At 58.0% G+C, this 992-nt stretch carries 2 protein-coding genes; one reads left to right on the top strand and one right to left on the bottom strand.

Features of this window, described 5'->3' with window-relative positions; translation table 11 throughout:
* On the top strand, positions 1-269 hold a 269-nt coding region (locus ACRZ95_RS23005), incomplete at its 5' end, for an outer membrane protein (protein ID WP_480555702.1).
* Between the two features lie 54 nt (positions 270-323).
* On the opposite strand, the gene ACRZ95_RS23000 is transcribed toward ACRZ95_RS23005, so the two are convergent.
* The coding region (locus ACRZ95_RS23000) for a quinone oxidoreductase family protein (protein ID WP_480555700.1) at positions 324-992 on the bottom strand (669 nt) is incomplete at its 5' end.

The following is a 992-nucleotide window of genomic DNA, read 5'->3' as shown; positions in this document are numbered from 1 at the left end:
TTGAAGACGTCTGGCGCCTCAAGGCGCGCGCCGGCTATAAGGTGAACCCCCAAGGCTTGCTGTACGGCACCGCAGGGTATGCCGAAGCGAGCACCGACACTCTGGGCAGCGATGACGGTTGGTTCATCGGTGCGGGTTACGAGCAGATCGTCGCCCCAAATGTCAGCATTGCCGGTGAATTGCTGTACCACGAGTTCGATAACTTCAACTCGACCGGAATTGATGTGGATGCTACCACATTCCAGATCCGGGCGGCTTACCGGTTCTGAGTACGACATTCAGACCTGATACAGACCCGGTGCCAAGCACCGGGTCTTTTCGTTTCAAACATCCAAAATCGTGCTGCCGGTCGTTTGGCGGGCTTCAAGCGCACGATGGGCATCGGCGACCTGTGCCAGCGGAAATCGCTGGTCGATGTGGATCTTGACCTCTCCACTTGTGACCTTGCCGAACAGACGGCGCGCCATTGCCTGACAAACCGCGTGATCGGAGATGTGTGTAAACAGAGTCGGTCTGGTGATCTTGAGCGACCCCTTTTGCCCCAAAATGCCGATATTGAACGGCGGGACCGGACCGGAAGCGTTGCCAAAGGAAATCAGCATCCCCAAGGGCTTGAGGCAGTCCAAAGATCCCTCGAAAGTGTCCGCCCCAACCGAGTCCATCACGACATCCACGCCTTTTCCACCAGTGATCTCGGCCACTCGTTCTGCGAAGTTTTCGGTCCGGTAGTTGATGCAATGCGCGGCGCCGTTGAACTGCGCCAGGCTGCATTTCTCATCGGTCCCCGCCGTCCCGATCAGTGTGATGCCTTCGGATTTCGCCCATTGGCTGGCGATCAGGCCAACGCCGCCGGCTGCTGCGTGGAACAAGACAGTGTCCCCGCGTTTCAGCGGCGTCGTCCGGTGAAACAGGTATTCCACGGTCATACCCTTAAGCATCATCGCAGCTGCGGTCTCAAAGGTCACATCATCTGGCAAGGGGCAAACCTGTGC

Source organism: Ruegeria sp. AI3, assembly GCF_056541245.1.
This window is presented reverse-complemented; position numbering and strand designations above follow the sequence as displayed.